14 protein-coding genes are annotated in these 18,856 nt (G+C 67.6%); 6 read left to right on the top strand and 8 right to left on the bottom strand.

Translation table 11 applies throughout. From position 1 onward, the window contains the following. Window positions 1–11 precede the first annotated feature (11 nt). The gene (gene selD / locus BC358_RS10600) at window positions 12–2,297 is read left to right on the top strand and encodes a selenide, water dikinase SelD (protein ID WP_079365783.1); all 2,286 of its coding nucleotides are present in this window, start codon (window positions 12–14) and stop codon (window positions 2,295–2,297) included. 24 nt (window positions 2,298–2,321) lie between these two features. On the opposite strand, the gene BC358_RS10595 is transcribed toward selD, so the two are convergent. From BC358_RS10595 to BC358_RS10570, 6 genes are all read right to left on the bottom strand, one after another. Then, entirely contained in the window at window positions 2,322–2,969 is a 648-nt protein-coding gene (locus BC358_RS10595; protein ID WP_066151095.1) for an ATP-binding cassette domain-containing protein, read from the bottom strand. Window position 2,970: 1 nt separating this feature from the next. Beyond that, the gene (locus BC358_RS10590) at window positions 2,971–4,590 is read right to left on the bottom strand and encodes an ABC transporter permease (RefSeq protein WP_079365782.1); all 1,620 of its coding nucleotides are present in this window, start codon (window positions 4,588–4,590) and stop codon (window positions 2,971–2,973) included. A 20-nt stretch (window positions 4,591–4,610) separates the two neighbouring features. After that, window positions 4,611–5,786, bottom strand: coding sequence for an ABC transporter substrate-binding protein (locus tag BC358_RS10585; RefSeq protein WP_079365781.1), 1,176 nt, complete (start codon window positions 5,784–5,786; stop codon window positions 4,611–4,613). Window positions 5,787–5,981: 195 nt separating this feature from the next. Further along, complete coding sequence (locus BC358_RS10580) at window positions 5,982–7,190, bottom strand: branched-chain amino acid ABC transporter substrate-binding protein (RefSeq protein ID WP_066151105.1); 1,209 nt, start codon at window positions 7,188–7,190, stop codon at window positions 5,982–5,984. Between the two features lie 193 nt (window positions 7,191–7,383). Further along, entirely contained in the window at window positions 7,384–7,815 is a 432-nt protein-coding gene (locus tag BC358_RS10575; protein ID WP_079365780.1) for a DNA polymerase III subunit chi, read from the bottom strand. Continuing rightward, window positions 7,812–9,314 (bottom strand): leucyl aminopeptidase, encoded by a 1,503-nt coding sequence (locus tag BC358_RS10570; RefSeq protein ID WP_079365779.1) that lies wholly within the window; start codon window positions 9,312–9,314, stop codon window positions 7,812–7,814. Before BC358_RS10570 ends, BC358_RS10575 begins: the two co-directional genes overlap by 4 nt. 4 nt (window positions 9,315–9,318) lie before the next feature. Between BC358_RS10570 and lptF the strand changes: the two genes are divergently transcribed. From lptF to BC358_RS10545, 5 genes are read left to right on the top strand one after another with little or no spacing between them, the layout of a single operon-like run. After that, window positions 9,319–10,458 carry an LPS export ABC transporter permease LptF gene (gene lptF, locus BC358_RS10565; protein ID WP_256861467.1) on the top strand — a complete coding sequence of 380 codons (1,140 nt, stop codon included), beginning with the start codon at window positions 9,319–9,321 and terminating at the stop codon, window positions 10,456–10,458. Further along, window positions 10,455–11,573, top strand: coding sequence for an LPS export ABC transporter permease LptG (lptG, locus tag BC358_RS10560; protein ID WP_066151115.1), 1,119 nt, complete (start codon window positions 10,455–10,457; stop codon window positions 11,571–11,573). The genes lptF and lptG overlap by 4 nt, the downstream gene beginning before the upstream one ends. A gap of 2 nt (window positions 11,574–11,575) precedes the next feature. Further along, window positions 11,576–11,941 (top strand): sirohydrochlorin chelatase, encoded by a 366-nt coding sequence (locus BC358_RS10555; RefSeq protein WP_079365778.1) that lies wholly within the window; start codon window positions 11,576–11,578, stop codon window positions 11,939–11,941. Beyond that, window positions 11,938–12,882: a CysB family HTH-type transcriptional regulator gene (locus BC358_RS10550; protein ID WP_066151121.1), complete on the top strand. Its 945-nt coding sequence runs from the start codon at window positions 11,938–11,940 to the stop codon at window positions 12,880–12,882. The genes BC358_RS10555 and BC358_RS10550 overlap by 4 nt, the downstream gene beginning before the upstream one ends. Before the next feature lie 4 nt (window positions 12,883–12,886). Then, window positions 12,887–14,068 carry a pyridoxal phosphate-dependent aminotransferase gene (locus BC358_RS10545; protein WP_079365777.1) on the top strand — a complete coding sequence of 394 codons (1,182 nt, stop codon included), beginning with the start codon at window positions 12,887–12,889 and terminating at the stop codon, window positions 14,066–14,068. A 9-nt stretch (window positions 14,069–14,077) separates the two neighbouring features. On the opposite strand, the gene BC358_RS10540 is transcribed toward BC358_RS10545, so the two are convergent. Further along, entirely contained in the window at window positions 14,078–14,794 is a 717-nt protein-coding gene (locus tag BC358_RS10540; RefSeq protein ID WP_079365900.1) for a twin-arginine translocation signal domain-containing protein, read from the bottom strand. 71 nt (window positions 14,795–14,865) lie between these two features. After that, window positions 14,866–18,801, bottom strand: coding sequence for an ATP-dependent RNA helicase HrpA (gene hrpA, locus BC358_RS10535; RefSeq protein ID WP_179130060.1), 3,936 nt, complete (start codon window positions 18,799–18,801; stop codon window positions 14,866–14,868). Window positions 18,802–18,856 lie beyond the last annotated feature (55 nt).

Here is an 18,856-nt window from a genome sequence, read left to right as displayed (position 1 = left end):
GCCAACGTCGCATGCAATCACACGAACAACCTGTCCTGCGCGATCTGGTCCTCGTCGGTGGCGGCCACAGCCATGTGGTCGCGCTGCGCATGCTGGCCATGCGGCCCGAACCGGGCCTGCGCATCACCCTGGTCTGCACCGACATTGACACGCCCTACTCCGGCATGCTGCCGGGCTACATCGCGGGCCACTACCGTTTTGACGAGGTCCACATCGACCTGGGCCGTCTGGCGGTGTTCGCCGGCGCGCGCTTCATCCACGGCGAGGTGACCGGGCTGGACCGCGCGAACCAGCGCGTGCTGCTCAAGGGGCGACCCGCCATTCCCTACGACCTGCTGTCCATCAACACCGGCTCCACGCCGAATGTGCGTCAGGTCGATGGCGCCCAGGCCCACGCGGTGCCGGTCAAGCCCATCGCCCACTTCAATCAGCGCTGGCTCGACCTGCTGGAGCGCGTGCGGGGCCTGCGCGACCGCTTCACCGTGGCGGTGGTGGGCGGCGGCGCGGGCGGTGTGGAACTGGCGCTGTCCATGCAATACCGGCTGCGCCAGGAGCTGCAGGTCCTGGGCAAGAGCCCGGACCTGCTGCAGTTCGTGTTGCTCACCGCCGGCGACACCATCCTGCCCACCCACAACCCCGGGGTGCGGGCGCGCTTTGCCCACGTGCTGAAGGAGCGGCGCGTGGCGGTGCACACCCGGGCCGAGGTGTCGCAGGTCTCGCCCGGCTGCCTGACCACGCAGGACGGCCGCACCTTCGACGCCGACGAGACCATGTGGGTGACGCAGGCGGGCGGCCCGGCCTGGCTGCAGGGCACGGGTCTGGCGCTGGACGAACACGGCTTCGTCTGCGTCAACGAATACCTGCAGACGCCGGATGATCCGAAGATATTCGCGGCCGGCGACGTGGCGTCCTTCCTGCCGCGCCCGCTGGAAAAGGCCGGCGTGTTCGCGGTGCGCATGGGCCGTCCGCTGGCGCGCAACCTGCGCCGGGCCTTGCGCGGTCAACCCCTGCAGCCCTACCGCCCGCAGAAACACTGGCTGGCGCTGATCTCCACCGGCGACCGCCACGCCGTGGCCTCGCGCGGCCCCATCGGCTTCGCGGGCGACTGGGTCTGGCGCTGGAAGGACCACATCGACCGCCACTTCATGCGCAAGTTCACCGAGCTGCCCGCCATGGCGCCGGCATCACCGTCACAGGCCGCGCCCGCCAGCGGCCTGGTGCTGAACGCCGAAGAATCGCGCCAGGCCATCTCGGCCATCGCCATGCGCTGCGGCGGCTGCGGCGCCAAGGTGGGGGCCAGCATCCTCAGCCGCGCACTCGGCAACCTGCAGCCGGTGCAGCGCGACGACGTGCTGATCGGCCTGCACGCGCCGGACGACGCCGCCGTGGTGCGCGTGCCACCGGGCATGGCCATGGTGCACACGGTGGACTTCTTCCGCAGCTTCATCGACGATCCCTACCTGTTCGGCCAGGTCGCGGCCAACCACGCACTGGGCGACATCTTCGCCATGGGCGCCGAGCCCCAGTCGGCCACGGCGATCGCCACCGTGCCGCCCGGCCTGGAGGCCAAGGTCGAAGACCTGCTGCTGCAGATGATGACCGGCGCGGTCGAGGTGCTCAACGCCGCCGGCTGCAGCCTGGTCGGCGGACACACCGGCGAAGGGCGCGAGCTGGCGCTGGGCTTTGCCGTCAACGGCCTGATCGACGAGCGCATGACCGGCGTGATGCGCAAGGGCGGCATGCGGCCCGGCGACGTGCTGCTGCTGACCAAACCCATCGGCACCGGTACCCTGTTCGCGGCGCACGCGCGGCACGCCGCCAAAGGCCGCTGGATAGACGCCGCGCTGAAATCGATGGTGCTTTCCAACCAGGCCGGTGCGCAGATCCTGCGCGAACACGGCGCCACCGCCTGCACCGACCTCACCGGCTTCGGCCTGCTCGGGCACCTGGTCGAGATGACCCGCCCCTCGGGGGTGGACGCCGAGCTGCAGCTGGGCGCCCTGCCCCTGCTCGACGGCGCGGTGGACTGCGTGAAGGCCGGCATCGTCAGTTCGCTGCAGCCGGCCAACGTGCGCCTGCGCCGTGCGCTGCGCAACGCCGTGGCCTTCGTGGACGACCAACGCTACCCGCTTCTGTTCGACCCGCAGACCGCGGGTGGCCTGCTGGCCAGCGTGCCCGCCGACCGCGCGGCCGACTGCGTCCGCGCGCTGCAGGCGGCGGGCTACCCGCACACCGCCGCCATCGGCCGCATCAGCGCTGCCAGCGACGCGCTCGAACCAGTGGTGCTGAGTGCCTGAGTCCGCCTGGGCTTAGCGGTTCGCTCAGTCCGGCGGCGCCTGCCACTGCTGGATGTCGAACACCTGCCCGCCAGGTGGCACGTCGTCCGGATCGTGTGTGACCAGCACGGTCGGGATGCGCTGGAGCTGGATCTGCTCGAACACGAAGCCGCGGAACTGCGCGCGCAGCGCCGCGTCCAGCCGCGAGAAGGGCTCGTCCAGCAGCAGCGCGCAGGGCTCGGCCAGCAGCGCACGCATCAGGCTCACACGCGCGCGCTGCCCGCCCGAGAGCGTCGCGGGGTCGCGGTCGTGAAAGCCCTCCAGACCGATATCGCGCAGCGTCTGCGCCACCCGCTCGCGCCGGGCGGCGGCGCCGCGCACCGCGGCCGGCAAGGCGAACGCCAGGTTCTGCCCCACACTGAGGTGGGGAAACAGCAGGTCGTCCTGGAACAGGATGCCGATGCCGCGCGCCTCCACCGGCCAGGCGTCACGCCGCTGGCCGTCCAGCCACAGTTCGCCCTGGGCCTGGAACGCCGGGTCCAGATCGCCCACCAGCCAGTTGAGCAGGGTCGACTTGCCCGAGCCCGACGCGCCGGTGAGTGTGACGATGCAGCCCTGCCCGACCTGCAGGTCCAGGCCCGCGATGAGCTCATGGCCGTCCTTGACGATGGTCAGATTTCGAACCTCAAGCATTTCAGCGCAACCCTCGACGGTGTCGACCCGCCCATTGAGACAGCAGCGCTGCCAGACCGAAGCCCAGCAGCGGCAGCACGATTTGCAGCAACGCCTGCGCGGCCAGCACGCGGCGATTGCCGCCGGCGCTCAGCGCCACCGCTTCGGTGGTCACCGTGGCAAAGCGCCCGCCGCCAGCGAACAGCGTCGGCAGGTACTGCGCCACGCTGACCGAAAAACCGACCGCGAGCGCGGCCAGGATGGGTTTGAGCAGCATCGGCCACTTGACGTGCAGACAGGCGCCCAGGGGCGACTGGCCCAGCGCCCGCGCGGTGGTCATCAGCCGCCGGTCGAATGCGCGGTAGGGCCCGATCAGGGTGAGCACCATGTAGGGCAGCACCCACAGCAGGTGGCTCCACAACAGGCCGCCTGCGGTGCCGTCGGCCGGCAGCCGCAGCAGCGCCGCGTACTGCGCCGCCACCAGGGGCAGCGAGGGAATGATCAGGGGCAGATACAGCACGGCGTTGTAGCGCTGCGGCCCCCACTCCAGCCAGACCAGCGCGGCCGGCAGGCACAGCAGCGTGGCCGCCGCCGCCAGCCACAGGGTGGTGCCGAACGGCGCCCAGTCGGCCTGCATCCAGGTCTGCAGCGACAGCGCATCGGGCCACAGCGCGGGGAAGAACCAGGTGTCCGCCAGCGACCACAGCAGCAGCACCGCCACCACCGCATAGCCCACCAGAAACAGCGGCTGGTGCAGCCCCCAGCGGGACGGGTTGCTTGCAGGCCGGCGCACACCCGCAGGATAGGCCGCGCGCCGAACCAGCCCATGCCATATCCAACGGGCGCCCACCGCGATCAGCAGAAACAGCCCCAGCAGCAGCAGTGCCGCCGCCGCCCCCTGGGCTTGCAGGGCGGGGTCGGGGTCGGTCAGCCATTGCCAGACCAGCACCGCCAGCGTGGGCGGCGTGCTCGGCCCCAGCACCACGGCCATGTCCACCACCGACAGGCCGTAGGCCAGCACCGCCGCCAGCGGCCAGCCCAGGCGCGGCAGCAGCTGGGGCCACAGCACGTGCCGCCAGGTCTGGGCGCGGTTGTAGCCCAGCGACCGCGCCACCACCATGTGGCGATGCACGGTCTGCTCGCCCAGCACCGCCACCAGCACCCAGAGCAGGAACCAGCTCTCCTTGAGTCCCAGCGCCAGGGCCAGGCTCAGGCCGAGCGGGTCCTGCACCGTCGTCCAAGCCGGCGGATCGATCCAGCCCGCCAGCGGAGCCACCGCACGCGCCAGCCAGCCTGAGGGCGAGATCAGGAACAAAAGGCCGACGGCAAAGGCCGCGTGCGGCACCGACAGCATCAGCGGCAATCGTCGCTGCATCGCCAGCCAGCGCGGCCCCGGGTACAGCGCAGTCGCCAGCCCGGCCGCCAGGGCCATGCCCAGCACGCTGCCCAGCCCGGCCGACACCAGGGTGGTGCGCAGGGCCTGAGGCCATTGGACGTCGGACCACAGTGCCCGCCAGACCGACAGGTCCAGCGAGGGCGCCAGCGCCCAGTACAGGCCGGGCAGCACCGGCCCGAGGATCGCCAGCGCCGGCAGGGCCGCGAGCCAGGCCCACGCCTGGCTCCAGCGGTATCCCGATGGCACGGAGGGTAAGCCGCGCTGACTCAGCGGGTCCCGTAGCGCTTGAGCCACTCGCTCTCCAGCGCCTCCACCCAGCTGGCATGGGGCTCGGCCAGCGTGGGCACGGCCTCGGCCAGCGCGCCCGGCGCCGTCTTGCGCATGGCGGTCTGAATCGACGCCGGCAGCTTGTTCACATCCAGCACGCTGCCGTCGCCCCAGACCGTGATGTCGGCCTTGCGCGCCTGGGCCTCGGGCGACAGCAGGAAGTTGGCCACCACCTGGGCCCCGGCGCGGGCCTTGGCATTGACGGGAATGGCCACGAAGTGCACGTTGCCGATGGTGCCGCCGGCGAAGCCGAAGCTGTAGGCCGTGGCAGGCAACTGGCGCGAGCTGATCAGGTTCGCGGCCTCATTCGGGTTGAAGGTGAGCGAGAGCCGGAGTTCGCCATCGGCCAGCATGCGGTGCATCTCGGCGGCGCTGGCCGGGAAGGTCTTGCCACTGCGCCAGAGAGCCGGGTGCAGCTGGTCCAGGTAGGCCCACAGCTGCGCGGTGGCGGCGCCGAAGCTGGCAGGGCTCACCGGCGACTGCAGCACCTTGCGGTCAGGCGCCAGCTCGATCAGCACCTGTTTGAGGAAGGTGGTGCCGTGGAAGTCCGGCGGCTTCGGGTAACTCACCCGCCCCGGGTTGGCCTTGGCGAAGCTCAGCAACTCGGCCGCCGAGCGCGGTGGCGTGGGTGTGCGGGCCTTGTCGGCAATGAAGGTCAGCTGGGCCGTGCCCCACGGTGCTTCGTAGCCCTCGGTCGGCACTGAAAAATCGCTGCGCACCGGTTTGTTCAGGTCCACCGCGCCCCAGTTGGGAAGGGACTCGGCCCAGGGACCGAACAGCAGACCGCCCTGCTTGAGGTTGCGGAAGTTCTCGCCGTTGATCCACACAAGGTCGACCGAGCCGTCGGTGCGCCGGCCGGCCGCCACCTCGGTCTGCACCCGCTTGACCACCTCGGCTGCGTCGGTCACCTTGACGTGCCGCAGCTCCACCCCATAGCGGCCCTTGACCTCCTGCGCCACCCAGGCGATATAGGCATTGATGGCTTCGCCGCCGCCCCAGGCGTTGAAGTACACCGACTGGCCTTTGGCCTCGGCTTCGGTCTTGGCCCAGTCGGCGTGGGCAGCGAACGGGACACACAGGCTCAGGGTCAGTGCGGTCAGCGAGAACCATTTCATGCGCGAACTCTCGATAAAACAGTAAATGGAAGGCCAGCAGTCGGGCGGGAGGCCGAAAACTTACAGCCGACACCGACTGTACGGCCTGACCCGGCCAACCGAGCACCCTGTGCCAGGAGGGTTGTGCGTCGATCGGCCGAGAGGCACCCACAAAAAAGCCGCCCGAAGGCGGCTCTTTTGAGGCTTGTCCGCAGATCAGCGGATCACGGCCAGTTCCGAGCGCTTGCCACCCTTGTAGGTGTACAGCGTCAGGGCACCGTTCTTGATGTCGCCCTTCTCGTCGAAAGCGATCTGACCCGTCACGCCCTTGTAGTTGGTTTCCTTCAGCTTCGGCAGGTACTTGGCCGGGTCGGAAGAATCGGCAGCCTTCATGGCTTCGACCATCACCTTGACGGAGTCGTACACGTACGGTGCGTACACCTGGACGTCGGCGTTGAACTTGGCCTTGAAGTCGGCCTTGAACTTCTCCATACCCGCCTTGGCTTCACCTTCCACGCCACCGGCTTCCGCGCAGTAGACCTGCTCGTCGGACATGCCGTCACCAGCCAGATCGACCAGGCCGGAAGAGCAGATGCCGTCGCCGCCCATGAACTTGGCCTTGATGCCGAGCTGCTTCATCTGCTTGAGCATCGGGCCAGCCACGGCGTCCATGCCGCCGAAGAACACGATGTCCGGCTTCTTGGCCTTCAGCGTGGTCAGGATGGCGTTGAAGTCGGTGGCCTTGTCGTTGGTGAATTCACGACCCACGACCTTGCCGCCAGCGGCCGTCACACCCTTCTCGAACTCGTCGGCCACACCCTGGCCGTAGGCGGTGCGGTCGTCGATGACTGCAATGCTCTTGCCCTTGAGGGATTCCACAGCGTACTTGCCCAGCGTGCCACCCAGGTGCACGTCGTCGGCCACCACGCGGAACGCACCTGCGTAGCCCTGGCGGGTGTACTTGGGGTTGGTGGCGGAGGGAGAGATCTGGGGAATGCCAGCGTCGTTGTAGATCTGGGACGCGGGGATGGTGGTGCCCGAGTTCAGGTGACCGATCACGCCGTTGACCTTGGCGTCCACCAGCTTCTGAGCGGCGGCCGTGCCCTGCTTCGGATCACCAGCGTCGTCTTCGGCCAGCAGCTCGAACTTGGCAGGCTTGCCACCGATGGTCAGACCAGCGGCGTTCAACTCTTCGATGGCCATGCGTGCGCCATTTTCGTTGTCCTTGCCGAGGTGGGCGATGGCACCGCTGGTGGGACCGACGTGACCGATCTTGATGACGCCGTCATCTGCTGCGGGCGCAGGAGCGGCAGCAGGTGCCGGGGCAGCAGCAGGAGCGGCGGCCGGAGCTGCCTCTTCTTTTTTGCCGCAGGCGGCCAGAACGACGGCTGCGGAAATGACGGCCAGTTTCAGGTTCAGTTGCATAGGTATCCTCGGAAAGGAATGAATTTTGGAATGCGGAGGGAACTTTTCTCCACATCCATAAAGATACTCCAAATCGTTGCGCAGAGGACGCTGCATCAGGGCTTGCACAAATCGCTTCAAGGGTTTGCCCCAGTGAGCATCATTCCAACGCATGCACCATAAGCACACCGCATGCAAGGCAAACGACCATCCATCACGCCACGGACCCGGACAGGTCGTGGGCCGTGGGCTCAACGCCCGCCTGGCGGTAGAGCCGCCACCGCTCCCGACCTTTCTCCCTGCCTCCTGGTTCCGAGCCCACCACCTCGATGATCCGCGGCACAACACCCACACCGCAGAGGGCCTGATCCGACAGATTGACCAGCACATCCACCGGCCCCCACTCGGGCTCATGCTCGCCCAGCACGATGGGCGAACGGCGGCGGACGTGCTCTGCAGATCCGCTTCTTGCATGCGGCACAAACTCACCCTGCGCCATGAGCCAGAGAGCCCTGTCGAGCGGGTCGATGGACGACGCGCCGCCGAGCACGTACACGCGGGAGCCCTTGAGGTAGGCCTTGCGCAGCAGCCTGCAGAGGTAGACCGTCCGGTCTCCGACGTTCAGGTGAAACGCGACCTCGGTCATGCCTTGCGGGATGTCCTGCCGCCTGAGCGCGACTTCTTGGGCGCTCCGGTCTCGCCCTGGAGATCGCTGAGGTACTGCAGCAACAAGGGAACCGGTCGCCCCGTCGCACCTTTGCTGGTGCCGCTCTTCCAGGCCGTCCCTGCGATGTCGAGGTGCGCCCAGGGCATTTCCGCCACGAACTTCTGCAGGAACTTGGCCGCGGTGATCGCACCACCCGCCCGTCCGGCCACATTGCCCATGTCCGCGAAGTTCGACTTGAGGCCTTCGGCGTATTCGTCGTCCAGCGGGAGCCGCCAGCAGAGATCCATTGACCGATCTCCCGCCGCGAGCAGTGCGTCGGCCAGGTCGCTCCGGTTGGCGAACATGCCAGACCGTACCGCCCCGAGAGCGATCACGCAGGCACCCGTGAGCGTGGCAATGTCGATCACGCAACGCGGTTTGAACCGCGCGGCGTAGGTCAGTGCATCGCAAAGAATGAGCCGACCTTCCGCGTCGGTGTTGAGGATCTCGATGGTCTGTCCGCTCATGCTGGTGACCACGTCCCCGGGTTTGACCGCGCTGCCGTCCGGCATGTTCTCGCAGCTCGGAATGATGCCCACCACGTTGACCTCGGGCTGCAGCTCGGCCAGCCCGGCGAAGGTGCCCAGCACGCTCGCAGCCCCACCCATGTCGAATTTCATCTCGTCCATCTCGGCCGCAGGCTTGATCGAGATGCCGCCGGTATCGAAGGTGATGCCCTTGCCCACCAGCACCACCGGCGCACTGCCTTTGGACCCACCCTGGTAGTGCATGACGATGAACCGCAGCGGCTGGGACGAGCCCTGCGCCACCGCCATGAAGGCGCCCATGCCCAGAGCCGCCACTTCCTTGGGCCCGAGCACCTCGGTCCTGATGCGGGGCTTGCGCCCGAGCTTGCGCGCGGCCTCGGCCAGGTGGCTGGGCGTGGCGTGGTTCGCGGGCCGGTTGGCCCACTCCTTGGCCAGCTCGATCCCGGCGACCTGGGCCAGACCGAAACGGAAGGCAGGACGCGCCACGGCGACGTCGCTCACACCGACGATCACCTGCCGGATCGCGCGAGCGGTGGCAGAAGGCTTGGTGGTCACATAGGCGTAGGTGCTGTCCGCCACCGCCACCATGGCGCTGTGCACCGTGGGCTGGTCGCTCGCCATCCCGCTGAGCAGCACAGCCACTTTCTTCACACTGGACGACTTCAGGCCCGACATCGCCGCCGTGACCGCCTTGCGGACCGCAGCGGGCGAACAGTCGCCAGTGCGTGCCAGCACCACCCTGACCGGTTTGAGCCCCTGGGGCCGGTAGACCGACAGGCACTTGCCCACGCCGGTTTCAAGATCTCCCCTGCGGGAGGCGTCCCGCACCAGCTCGCTCAAGGCGTCGGCGCCGTCCATACCCTGGGTGTCGTCGGGCACCAGCACCACCAGTGCGTCCACCGCGAGCTGGCTTGCCTGAACCGGGGAAAGGGCTTTGAGTTCGAAGTCCATAATCATGTCTTTCCTGTTTGATTCGATGTTATTCCATTCATCCATCCGCACCGAACTGGCACGCAGTTTCGGCGCCACCCTGGTGGTGCTCTTCACCATCGTGCTGACGGTGCTGCTGATCCGCACGCTGGGACTGGCCTCGCGCGGCAGCGTGAACCCGGAAGAGGTCATGCTGGTGCTGGGCTACACGGTGCTGGGCTACACGCAGACCATCCTGACGCTGGCCCTGTTCATCGCGATTGTCTCCACGCTCTCCCGCATGTACCGCGAGAGCGAGATGATCATCTGGTTCTCCAGCGGGCGCTCGCTGGGGGGATTTCTCAGTCCGGTGATGAGGTTCGCCTGGCCGGTGCTGCTGGTGATCGTTCTGATGGTGCTGTTCGTCTGGCCCTGGGCCAACCAGCAGACCGCCGAACTGCGCAACCGGTTCGAAAACCGCGGCGACCTCCAGCGCATCGCCCCGGGTCAGTTCCAGGAGTCGTCCAGCGGCCGGCGGGTGTTCTTCATCGACAAGGACACGGCCGACGGCACCGAAGGTCGCAACGTGTTCATCTCCAGCATCGAGAAGAACGGCAACGAGACCGTCACCTCGGCGGTGTCCGGCCGCATCGAGTGGCAGGGTGACCGCCAGTTCCTGATGCTCAACAACGGCCAGCGTCTCGAAAGCGACCCGAAGACCGGCCGCATCAAGGTCAGCCAGTTCGAGCAGTACGGGGCACAGATCGGCGCCTCGTCCTCCTACATCCGCGGCGGCCAGGCGCTCAAGGCGCGCAGCACCCTCGCGCTCATCCAGGACCCCACGCCCGCGCACATGGGTGAACTGGGTTGGCGCATCGGCATGGCACTGACCGCCTTCAATCTGGTCTTGCTGGGCGTCGCGACCACGGTCAGCAACCCCCGTGCCGGCCGCAGCGGCAACCTGCTGTTCACGCTCTTTGCCTTCATCGTGTACTTCAACCTGCTCAACGTCGGTCAGCGCTGGGTCACCGCCGGACAGGTCAGCTGGCTGACGCTGACCGTCCTGCTGCACGGCTCGGTGTTCCTGTTCAGTGCCCTGTGGCTGGCCAAGCGCCACCACAACATCCACTGGCGCACCTGGTTCAGCCTGATCGCACGTGGCGGCGCCGCGGGGGCATCCGCATGAAAACGATCCGCCGACTGATCTACGGCGAGGTCCTGATCGCCACCGGCTACGTGCTGCTGGCCTTCCTGTCGCTGTTCTTCTTCTTCGATTTCGTCGAGGAGCTGGCGGCGATCGGCCAGCCGTCCCGCCTGGACCCCAAGGTCACCTACGAGCTGACGCACGCCATGCTGTATGTGGCGCTGCTGATGCCCAGCCGCATCTACGAGCTGCTCCCGATATCGGTGCTCATCGGCTCGGTGGCGGTGCTGGCGCGCCTGGCCCAGAGTTCCGAATACACCATCCTGCGCACCAGCGGCCTGGGGCCGTGGAAAGCGCTGCGCACGCTGCTGGGCCTGGGCCTGCTGTTTGTCGCGCTCACCTTCGCGGTCGGGGACTATGTGGCCCCCATTGCCGACAAGACGGCGCAACTGCTCAAGGCCCGGTACCAGGGCAAGCTGAGCCTGGGCCAGACCGGCGCCTGGCTCAAGGAGCGGCAGGCGCACAGCAACTTCTCGGTCAACGTGGGGTCGCTCTCCCCCTCCGGTGAGCTGGGAGAAGTCCGCATCTTCGAGTTCGACAACCAGGGCCTGCTGGTGTCCACGGTGCAGGCCGAGCAGGGCCGGATCGAAGGCCACGGTACCTGGACGCTGAACAATGCGGTACGAAGAGAGTTTGATGTGGCGGGCCAGCTGTCGGCCCGGATCGTGCGCAGCCAGCACGAGTCGTTCGCCTGGCCCAGCGCGATTTCCGCGGAGATGGTGTCGGTGGCGCTGCTCAAGCCAGACCGCATGCGCACGACCGATCTTTACGCCTACGTCCAGCACCTGGAGGCCAACGGCCAGACCGCACAACGCTACGAAATCGAGTTCTGGCGCAAGGTGTTCTATCCACTCTCCTGTCTGGTGATGGTGGTGCTGTCCCTGCCATTCGCCTATCTGCATTTCCGCAGCGGCGGCATCACCGGCTACGTGTTCGGCGGCGTGATGATCGGCATCAGCTTCTTCCTGCTGAACAACGTTTTCGGCTACATCGGCAACCTCAACCACTGGCGTCCCTGGCTGGCGGCGGCGTCTCCGGCCATCATCTATTCGTTCCTCTCGCTGGGTGCGTTTGGCTGGCTGGTGCTCAGGAGATAGCCATGCTGGGCGTCATCGTTTTTGCGCATGGGTCCCGCGACCCGCTGTGGCGGGCGCCGGTCGAATCGGTGGCGCGGCAGATCCGTGACGCCGATCCGGCGGTCCGGGTGGCCTGTGCCTATCTGGAGCTGAGCGAGCCCGACCTGCCCACCGCCGCCGCGCAGCTGGTGAGCCAGGGGGTGTCCCGCATCCGGGTACTGCCCCTGTTCTTCGGCATGGGCAAACACGCGCGTGAAGACCTCCCGGTGCTGGTGGAGCAGCTGGCACGCGCCCACCCCGACGTTCGCTTCGAGCGCCTCGCCGCCGCCGGCGAAGATCCCCGCCTGACCGCCCTGCTCGCACAGATTGCGCTGGAACCTGCCCGATGAACCTGCACCAGTTCCGCTTCGTCCAGGAGGCGGTGCGCCGCAACCTGAACCTGACCGAAGCCGCCAAGGCGCTGCACACCTCGCAGCCCGGCGTTTCCAAGGCCATCATCGAACTCGAAGAAGAGCTGGGCATCGAGATCTTTGCCCGCCACGGCAAGCGCATCAAGCGCATCACCGAACCCGGCGTGCAGGTGCTCAAGAGCATCGAAGTGATTCTGCGCGAGGTCAACAACCTCAAACGCATCGGCGAGCAGTACGCAGCGCAGGACAGCGGCACGCTGTCCATCGCGACCACCCACACCCAGGCGCGCTACGTGCTGCCCGGACCGGTGGCCAAGCTGCGCCAAGCCTATCCCAAGGTGGCGGTCAGCCTGCACCAGGGCTCACCCGACCAGGTCGCCAAGATGCTGATCGAGGAAGTAGCTGAAATCGGCGTCGCCACCGAGTCGCTGACCAACTACCCCGATCTGGTCACCCTGCCCTGCTACGAATGGCAGCACGTGCTGGTCTTCCCCTACGACCACCCGCTGGTCGCGCAGGAGCGCATCACGCTGGAAGACCTGGCCCATGTGCCACTGATCACCTACCACCCGAGCTTCACGGGCCGCACCCGCATCGACCAGGCCTTTGCGCTGCGGCACCTGCGGCCCAACATCGTGCTCGAAGCCATCGATTCGGACGTGATCAAGACCTACGTGAAGCTGGGCATGGGCGTGGGCATCGTGGCCGAGATGGCGATGCAGGGTGACAACGCGACCCCCGACCTCGTGGCCCGCCCCGGCGCGCAGCTGTTCGGCCACAACCTGGCCCGCGTGGCCTTCAAGCGCGGCAGCTACCTGCGGCAGTTCGTGCTGCGCTTTGCCGAGCTGCTCAGCGACCGGCTCTCGCGCGACCTGATCCTGCGCGCCATGGCCGGCAACTCCGACGAATACGACATCTGAAGCCATGGACACCGCCACCGCCCCCCGCACGCCGCCGCTGACCTCCCGCCTGCCCGCCGTCGGCACCACCATCTTCACCGTCATGTCGGCGCTCGCCGCCGAGGTCGGGGCCGTCAACCTGGGCCAAGGTTTCCCTGACTTCGACTGCGACCCGGAACTGGTCAACGCCGTCACCCTGGCCATGCAGGCCGGCCACAACCAGTACCCACCCATGCCCGGCGTACCCGCGCTGCGCCAAGCCATGGCGGCAAAGATGGAAGCGCTGTACGGCCTGCGCTGCGACCCGAACACCGAGATCACCGTCACCGCCGGCGCGACGCAGGCCATCCTGACCACCATCCTCGCGGTGGTGCACCCGGGCGACGAAGTCATCGTGCTGGAGCCCTGCTACGACAGCTACGTGCCCAACATCGAACTGGCCGGTGGCAAGGTCGTTCGGGTGCCACTGGTGCCGGGCACGTTCCGGCCCGACTTCGATGCCATCGCCGCCGCCATCACGCCACGCACCCGTGCGCTCATGATCAACAGCCCGCACAACCCCAGCGGCCAGGTCTGGAGCGCCGAGGACATGCGCCGACTCGACGAACTGTTGGCCCCCACCGACGTGCTGCTGATCAGCGACGAGGTCTACGAGCACATGGTCTACGACGGCCAGCAGCACCAGAGCGCTGCACGCTTCCCCGGCCTGGCGGCGCGCGCCTTCATCATCAGCAGCTTCGGCAAGACCTACCACGTCACCGGCTGGAAGGTCGGTACGGTGGTCGCACCTGCGCCGCTGACGGCCGAGTTCCGCAAGGTGCACCAGTTCAACGTGTTCACCGTGAACACGCCCATGCAGCACGCGCTGGCCGCCTACATGGCCGACCCGGCGCCCTACCTGCAATTGAGCGATTTCTACCAGCGCAAGCGCGACCTGTTCCGGGAAGGTCTTGCACAAACGCGCTTTCGCCTGCTGCCCGGCCAGGGCACCTACTTCCAGTGCGTGGGCATCGAGAACCTGGCGGTGGCGGAACGCGACCTGCCCGAAGGCGAGTTCTGCCAGTGGCTGACGCGCGAGATCGGCGTGGCGGCGATTCCTCTTTCGGCGTTCTACGGCAACGGCTTCGACCAGAAGGTGGTGCGCTTCTGTTTCGCCAAAAAGGACGACACCTTGAAGGCTGCACTGGAGCGGCTGGCCCGCCTCTGACGCAGCGCGTCAGCAGCGGATCGGGTTGCGGCAGAAGCGCTCCAGTTCCCTCACGGTGCTGCGCCCGGCCACCGGCTGGCGCGCCTTGGGCCCGACGTCCAGGCTCAGCTTCATCTCGTACTTGCGAAAGAACTCGTCAAAGAGTTCACCACCCAGGGTGCCGGTCGCGGTCAGGGTGTCTGTGCGCGCATCGTGCTCCAGCAGCACGGCGCACAGCGGTTGTTCCGCCGGCCCGCCCAGCACCTGGGCACCGCGCGCCGGGTCGTACTGGCTGTGGTCGGCGCAGCAGTGGATCAGGTCGTTGCCATGGCTGGGCGTCTTGGGGTTGAGCACTGGCCCCTTGCGGAAACTGATGAAACTCAGGTCCCTGGTCGGATAAACCAGCTGGTGGGCACAGATGGCGCTGAACGCCACCAGGCTGCGGCGCGGCCCCACTCCTCCGGGCCACTGGTAGTCCTGCTGGCCCTTGGTCTTGAGGGACAGCGGCATCGCCGCCTTGCCCAGGTCCAGCAGGAACACCGGCGTGGCCTCGAACGGGTAGTGGAAGACGTAGTTCGTCTGCAGTTTCAGCTGCGAGGCCTTCACCGGATCGCCCAGCTCGTCGACGAGCAACGCCGCGGCGTAGCGACGCGGCGTGGCTTGCGCCGCCCAACTGCCCGTCCCGAGGGTGGTGGCCAGCACACCCGCGCCCAGCGCACAACCTTCCACGAAGTCACGCCGATCCATGGACACCTCCATGCGAAGAAGGCGCCAGTGAAGCGCATGCCGGGCGCCCCTGTCAACAGGGGCACGCCGGATCAGGTGTTGAGCTGGGCCCAGGCCTTGTCGATGCGCTTGATGCTCACCGGCTGCGGCGTGCGCAACTCCTGAGCGAAGAAGCTCACGCGCAGCTCTTCCAGCAGCCAGCGCACCTCCTGCAGCCGTGCGTCCTGCACCCCCTTGCGCTCGGCCACCAGGCGCCAGAATCGTTGGTCCTGCGGGCGCAGTTCGGCGAACTTGGCCGCGTCGCGCGCCGGGTCGCCGCGCAGCTTGTCCAGCCGGAGCTGCACCGCCTTGAGGTAGCGCGGGAAATGCTGCAGCTGCGCGTAGGGCGTGGCGCTCAGGAAGGTCTTGGGCACCAGGCGCTGCAGCTGCAGCTGCACGTCGGTCGCCACGTCGGCCGGCGGCTTGCTGTCCTTGAGCTTGCGCGCCGCGGCGGCGTATTCGGTCAGGATCACGCCGGCCTGGCGGGCGATCTCGTTGGCGATCAGGGTCAAACGCCCCCGCCCCTCGTCCACGCGCGCCTTGAACGCCGCGGCGTCGGCGGGCAGGGGATCGGTGAGGAAGGCTCGGTCCAGCGCCAGGTCGAGGATCTGGTTCTTCAGCTCGTCCAGCGAGCCACCACCGCCGCCGCTGTCGGTCTTGCCGACGGCCATGTAAGCCACGCCCATGGCCTGCAGACCGGGCAGGTTCTTCTCCAGGTACTTCAGCGCGTCCTTGATCTGCAGCGCGAACAGGCGGCGCAGGCCGGCGCGGTGGCGCGCCTGCGCCACCTCGGGCTCATCGAAGACCTCGATGCGCACCGCGTCGCCGTCGTCGATCAGCGCCGGGAAGCCGATCAGGGTCTGGCCGCCTTTGCGGATTTCCATCAGCTCGGGCAGTTCACCGAAGTCCCAGCTGGTGTGGCGCTGTTCGGCGCTGGACGTCTTCGCGGCCGGTGAGGTCGGTGCCTTGGCCTTGTCGGGCGCAGGCATACGGCGAACGCCATCGGCGGCCGTTGACTGCGCCGTTGCAGCGGGCGCAGCCGCGGGCGCCGCGATGTCCTTGAGCTTGAGCGAAGCCAGCGCCTGGAAGGCGCCACGCGCCTGACTGCCCAGCTCGGCTTTCAGTGCGCCCAGGTTGCGCCCCTGGCCGAGCTGGCGGCCGTGTTCGTCCACCACGCGCAGGTGCATGAAATGGTGGGCCGGCAGCATGTCCACCTTGATGTCGTTGCGCTGCACCGGCAGCTGCGTGGCCTCGCGCACCAGCTTGAGCAGCGCGTCCATCAGGTTACCGCTGCCGAACGTTTCGGGCTGGCACAGCGCCTCGGTCATCTCCTCGGCGGTGGCCGGCAGCGGCACCAGGCGCGAACGCGGCCGCTGGTGCAGGGTCTTGAGCAGGGCCTGCACCTTGTCCTTGAGCATGCCGGGCACCAGCCAGTCGCAGCGGTCTTCGCTGACCTGGTTGAGCGCGAAGATCGGCACGGTCACGCTCACGCCGTCGCGCGGGTCGCCGGGCTCGTGCAGGTAGGCGGCGGCGCAGTCCACGCCGCCCAGGCGGATGGTCTTGGGGTAGGCCTGCGTGGTGATGCCGGCGGCCTCGTGCCGCATCAGCTCTTCGCGCGTGAGGAACAGCAGTTTCGGGTTCGCGCGCGAGGCGTCGCGGTACCAGCGCTCGAAAGCCGCGCCGTTGCATACGTCGGCCGGCAGTTGCTGATCGTAGAAGGCGTAGATCAGTTCGTCGTCGACCAGCACATCCTGGCGGCGTGCCTTGTGTTCCAGCTCCTGCACCTCGCGCACGGTGCGGCGGTTGGCGGTCAGGAAGGGCAGCTTGCTGTCCCAGGTGTCCTCGTGCAGGTGGCCCACCAGGGCTTCGCGGATGAAGAGCTCGCGCGCGCCGGCCGGGTCCACTTTTTGATAGTCCACCCGCCGCTGCTGATAGACCACCAGACCGTACAGCGTGGCACGTTCATAGGCGCTGACGCGGCCGGCCTTCTTCTCCCAGTGCGGGTCCAGCACCTGCTTCTTGAGCAAATGGCCGCCGACCTGCTCCAGCCACTGCGGCTCGATGTTCGCAATGCCGCGACCGAACAGGCGCGCGGTTTCCACCAGTTCGGCGCAGACAATCCAGCGGCCAGGCTTCTTGCTCAGGTTCGCGCCGGGGTGGCGGTGGAACTTGATGCCGCGCGCGCCCAGGTACCAGTCCTCGGTGTCGTTCTTCTGGCCGATGTTGCCCAGCAGGCCGGCGAGCATGGACAGGTGCAACTGTTCATACGACGCAGGCGCGGTGTTGATGGGCCACTTGTGTTCTGCCACCACGGTGTGCAGCTGCGAATGGATGTCGCGCCACTCGCGCACACGCCGCACGTTGATGTAGTTCTCGCGCAGCAGATTTTCGTACTGGCGGTGGCTGAGCTTGTGATCGGTGCCGTGGCCGCCCCTGCTGTCTTCCAGCCACTTCCAGAGCTTGAGCGTGCCGGTGAACTCGCTCTTCTCGTCGTCGAACTTCTTGTGCGCCTGGTCGGCCTGGGTCTGCTTGTCCATTGGCCTGTCGCGCACGTCCTGCAGGCTCAGCGCGGATGCAATGACCAGCACCTCGTCCAGCGCGCCGCGCTGCTGCGCCTCCAACAGGATGCGGCCCACGCGCGGGTCCAGGGGCAGGCGACTGAGCGTCTGGCCGATGCGGGTGAGTTCGTTGGCCTCGTCCACTGCGCCCAGTTCGGACAGCAGCTGGTAGCCGTCGGTGATGGCGCGGCGCTGCGGCGCTTCCAGAAACGCGAAATCCTCCACCGCGCCCAGGTGCAGCGCCTTCATGCGCAGGATCACCCCCGCCAGCGAGCTGCGCAGGATTTCGGGGTCGGTGAATTTCGGCCGGCTGTTGAACCCGGCCTCGTCGTACAGACGGATGCAGATGCCATCGGCCACCCGGCCGCAACGGCCGGCGCGCTGGTTGGCCGCGGCCTGGCTGATCGGCTCGATGAGCAACTGCTCCACCTTCTGGCGGAAGCTGTAGCGCTTGACGCGGGCCGTGCCGGCGTCGATGACGAAACGGATGCCCGGCACCGTCAGCGAGGTCTCGGCCACGTTGGTCGAGAGCACGATGCGGCGCTGGCCGTGCGGCTGGAAGATGCGGTCCTGCTCGGCCTGCGACAGGCGCGCGAACAGCGGCAGCACCTCGGCGTTGCGCAGCGCGGGCTGATGCGACAGGTGTTTGCGCAGATGGTCGGCGGCCTCGCGGATCTCGCGCTCGCCGGGCAGGAACACCAGGATGTCACCGCCCTGGCCTGCTCCACCGCGCCACAGTTCGTCCACGCCGTCGGCAATCGCATCGTTCAGGTCGTACTCGCGGCTCTCTTCAAACGGCCGGTAACGCACCTCCACCGGGTAGGTGCGGCCAGAGACCATCAAGACAGGCGCTTTGCCTTTGCTGGACGCGAAGTAGTCCGCAAAGCGGTCCGCGTCGATGGTGGCCGAGGTGACGATCACCTTCAGGTCCGGCCGGCGCGGCAGCAGCTGGCGCAGGTAACCCAGCAGGAAGTCGATGTTCAGCGAGCGCTCGTGCGCCTCGTCGATGATCAGCGTGTCGTAGGCGCGCAGGTCGGGGTCGGTCTGCGTCTCGGCCAGCAGGATGCCGTCGGTCATCAGCTTGACCGAGGCGTCCTTGCTCAGCCGGTCCTGGAAGCGCACCTTGTAGCCCACCACCTCGCCCAGCGGTGTCTTCAGCTCTTCGGCAATGCGCTTGGCCACGCTGCTGGCCGCGATCCGCCGCGGCTGCGTGTGGCCGATCAGCTGGCCGCGCTGGCCCGGCTTCGCGTTGAGCCGGCCACGCCCCATCGCCAGGGCAATCTTGGGCAACTGCGTGGTCTTGCCCGAACCGGTTTCGCCGCAGACGATCACGACCTGGTGGTCGCGGATGGCGTCCTCGATCTCCTGCCGGCGGGCGGAGACGGGCAAGGCTTCTGGGAACTCGATGTGCAGCGCGGAGGACAAGGGGATAACTTCAGTCAAAATCGGGCAACCCGCGATTATCCTGCGCACCCCGCCCGTCTGC

Origin of the sequence: Hydrogenophaga sp. H7, from assembly GCF_002025745.1 — a bacterium.
Classification (GTDB): domain Bacteria; phylum Pseudomonadota; class Gammaproteobacteria; order Burkholderiales; family Burkholderiaceae_C; genus Hydrogenophaga; species Hydrogenophaga pseudoflava.
Note: the sequence above shows the minus strand (reverse complement) of the source record. Positions and strands in the feature narration are given on the sequence as shown.